The sequence below is a fragment of the Segeticoccus sp. genome (assembly GCF_035708005.1).
The window spans coordinates 1-3557 of record NZ_DASSTI010000080.1; the positions used below are offsets into that span (position 1 = coordinate 1).

General features: G+C 71.4%; 3 protein-coding genes. All 3 read left to right on the forward strand.

Going from position 1 to position 3557, the window contains the following annotated elements; translation table 11 throughout:
- Positions 1 to 91: 91 nt before the first annotated feature.
- A complete protein-coding gene (locus tag VFL99_RS08945; protein WP_325105997.1) occupies positions 92 to 1327 on the forward strand; it encodes a glycoside hydrolase family 3 N-terminal domain-containing protein in 1236 nt (411 codons plus the stop codon).
- 204 nt (positions 1328 to 1531) lie between these two features.
- Positions 1532 to 2278 carry a PP2C family protein-serine/threonine phosphatase gene (locus VFL99_RS08950; protein WP_325105998.1) on the forward strand — a complete coding sequence of 249 codons (747 nt, stop codon included), beginning with the start codon at positions 1532 to 1534 and terminating at the stop codon, positions 2276 to 2278.
- A 337-nt stretch (positions 2279 to 2615) separates the two neighbouring features.
- Positions 2616 to 3551, forward strand: coding sequence for a DUF559 domain-containing protein (locus VFL99_RS08955; protein ID WP_325105999.1), 936 nt, complete (start codon positions 2616 to 2618; stop codon positions 3549 to 3551).
- Positions 3552 to 3557: the final 6 nt, after the last annotated feature.

Sequence of the window (3557 nt, forward strand, 5' to 3'; positions counted from 1 at the left end):
GTAGGTGACCCAACCGCGCACGCCGCGTGACCGTCATACTGGACGAGCAGGGTGCAGCCAGCACCACCTGCAGGTCAGAAGGGGGACGGTCATGGTCTCCAAGCGCATGGGTCTCACGGCGGGAGCACTGGTCGCCGTCCCCTTGGCGCTCGGGCCGGGCGCGATGGCGGCGTCGACACCAGCAGCCGCATCGTCCGGGGGCACCGGCGCAGGAGTGGTGACGCGCGTTGCCAGCGCGGCAGCGGACGCCGGGACCACCAAGCCGTCGGTGATGCGGGCCAACAGGACCGCGCAACAGGTGCTCAGCTCGATGACGCTCCAGCAGCGCGTCGGCGAGCTGCTCATGATGGGCAACCCCGCGACCAACCCTTACCTGGTGACCGAGCAGTACATCCAGAAGTACCACGTCGGCTCGGTCGTGCTCACCGGCCGCAGCACCTACGGCACCGCCCACACCAACTGGCTGGTGGGCCGGCTGCAGTCCTACACCGGCACTGCGTCGACCGGCGGCACCAAGCTCGTCGTCGCGGCGGACCAGGAGGGCGGGTACGTCCAGGTGCTGCAGGGGCCCGGCTTCTCGCGGATGCCCACGGCGCTCTACCAGGGCACCCACTGGTCACTGGGCACGATCCGCTCCAACGCGGCGACGTGGGGCGGGCAGCTCAAGAGCGCCGGCGTCAACCTCGACCTCGCGCCGGTGATGGACACCGTCTCGCAGTCCTTCGCGCCCTACAACGCGCCCATCGGCTACTACGACCGGGAGTTCGGCTACACGCCGTATGACGTCCTGATGCGGGGCAACGCCTTCGCCAACGGCCTGCGCGACGCCGGCATGGGTGTGACGATCAAGCACTTCCCGGGCCTCGGACGGGTGCGCGGCAACACCGACACCACCTCTGGCGTGACCGACACCGTGACGACGCGCTACTCCTCGTCGATCCAACCCTTCGCGGTGGGCGTGCGCAGTGGTGCCGAGGCCGTGATGGTCTCGACCGCCTACTACAAGAAGATCGCGCCCAACCCGGCCGCCTTCTCCACCAGCATCATGGGCACGATGCTGCGCGGTGACCTCGGCTTCACCGGCGTGATCATTAGCGACGACCTCGGCAACGCCAAGCAGGTCCAGGCCTGGAGCCCCGGCACCCGCGCCGTGCTGTTCCTCCAGCACGGGGGAAACCTCATCCTCACGGTCAACCCGTCAACGGTGCCGGCGATGTACAACGCCGTGCTCTCGCTCGCCGAGAGCAGCAGCAGCTTCCGCTCCAAGGTCAACAACTCTGCGCTCCACGTCCTGCAGCTGAAGGCGCGCCTCGGTCTGATCGGCTGACGCCTCCGAGCCTCCCCTCCGGCCGGTATGCCGGGTGCTCGCCCCGGCGGGGAGTGCTCCCCCATGTCCCCGAGCGGCCGAGCTGCGGCTGTCGGTGCGCCCCGGCGACTGACCTCTTTCGCCCCACAGGCCCCTCGCGTTGCGCCATCCTGTGCTTGTCCGTCCTGCCACTCCTGCCCTGCCCCTCCCCTGGAAAGCCCTCAGGTGACACCGATCCCCACCCGTCAGCTCCGCAGCGGCCTGGCCACCGACGTCGGCCGCGTCCGCGACCACAACGAGGACCACGCGGTGGTGCGCGGCACGGTCTTCGTCGTCGCCGACGGCATGGGCGGGCACGCCGCGGGTGAGGTCGCCAGCGAGATCGCCGCTACCACCCTCGCCGAGCTGGGGGAGCGGGAGCAGCTGACGCGCGAGGACGTGATCCGGCAGGTGGGCATGGCGAACGAGCGCATCCTCGACGCTGGCGACACCCCGGAGCGGTGGGGGATGGGCACCACCGTCACGGGGCTCGCCGTCGTCCATGCTGCCGGGACCGAGCACTGGCTGGTGTTCAACGTGGGGGACTCGCGGGTCTACCGGTTCGCCGACGACCGGCTCGCCCAGGTGACCGTCGACCACTCCGAGGTGCGCGCTCTCGTCGACGAGGGCCTGATCACCGAGGCGGAGGCGAAGTACCACCCGGCCCGCAACATCGTCACCCGCTCACTCGGGCACGACGACGCGGTCGTCCCCGACGTGTGGGTCTTCCCGCCGCAGCCGGGTGAACGATTCCTGCTGTGCTCCGACGGGCTGTCCAACGAGCTGTCGGCTGACGAGATCGAGCACCTGCTGCGCGCCAACGACGACGTGCAGGCGGCAGCGGAGGCCCTCGTCCGGGCCGCGGTCGAGGCCGGGGGACGCGACAACGTCACTGCCATCGTCGTCGCGTTGGACCGGGCGGGGGGCCGGTGAGACGGGGTCTTGGCCTTACGGCTGCCGGCGATCGCAATCTGAACTGGCAGTAACTGGTCCGTGCGCGCCGGGCTGAGCACGGGGCTGGCTCCTGAGCCGCGGCACTGCCAGCTGAAACTGCGGTTCGGTCCGGGCCTACGCACTGCGGTTGGGTCGGCCCACGCACTGCGGTTCGGTCCGGGCCACGCACTGCGGTTGGGTCCGGGCCACGCACTGCGGTTCGGTCGGGGCCACGCACTGCGGTTCGGGTGGGGCCACGCCGCCCGAAGCGCCATGCGGAGCCGGGCCTGTGGACAACGCCAGCGAGCCACGCGTCCGAGGCGCCACAGTGGGACCCGTGTCCACGCCAGCCACGGTCCGGCTCGAAGCGATCCGCGGCGCACTGCGCCGGGCCGGCGGCGTCTGCCGTCGCGGGGAGCTGAGCGCGGTCGCCACCGACCACGCGATCGCGTGCGCCGTCCGCGAAGGCGACATCCGGCGGATCGCGCACGGCCGCTACGCACTCCCGACGGCCGAGGAGCACCTCACCGCCGCCCATGGCCTGACCGGCACGCTCTCGCACCTGAGCGCCGCGGCGTACTGGCGGTGGCCGGTCAAGACGGTCCCGGAGCAGGCGTGGGTGACCGTGCGGCGGCACCGGCACGTGGCGCGGGAGGCGCGGGACGGCATACAGCTGGTGTGGCGTGACCTTCCGGAGCCTGACGTTCGACGAGGCGTCACCGCACCGCTGCGGACCGTCCTCGATTGCGCGCAACGGCTCCCGTTCGACGAAGGTCTGGCCGTCGCGGACTCCGCTCTGCGGAGCGGGGACGTGACGGTGCGTGAGCTCAGGGACGCGGCGGCCACGGTCCGTGGCCCTGGGCGTGCGCGGGTGCTCAGGGTGGCCGCGGAGGCGGACGGTCGGGCGGCGAACCCGTTCGAGTCCGCGCTGCGGGCGATCGCGCTGGACGTCGACTGGCTCAACGTGACGCCGCAGCACCAGATCGCCGAGGAGGGAGTGTTCGCGACGGTCGATCTCGCCGACGTGGAGCAGAAGGTGGTGCTCGAGGCGGACAGCTTCGCGCACCACGGCACGCGGGGTGCCCTGGTGCGGGACTGCGAGCGGTATGACGAACTGGTCGCCTGGGGCTGGACCGTGCTGCGGTTCACGTGGGAGCACGTGATGCTGCGGCCGGAGTACGTGCGCTGGTGCCTCGAGGCGCTGGGCGCCAGCCGTCAGGGTCGGCGGGTCCCGGCCGTGCCGCGAGAGCAGACGGACTGGATCCCGGCCTGACCGGAT

Coding starts and splice junctions, on each gene's coding strand:
- VFL99_RS08945 (WP_325105997.1), top strand. CDS start 92: ATGGTCTCCAAGCGCATGGGTCTCACGGCGGGAGCACTGGTCGCCGTC.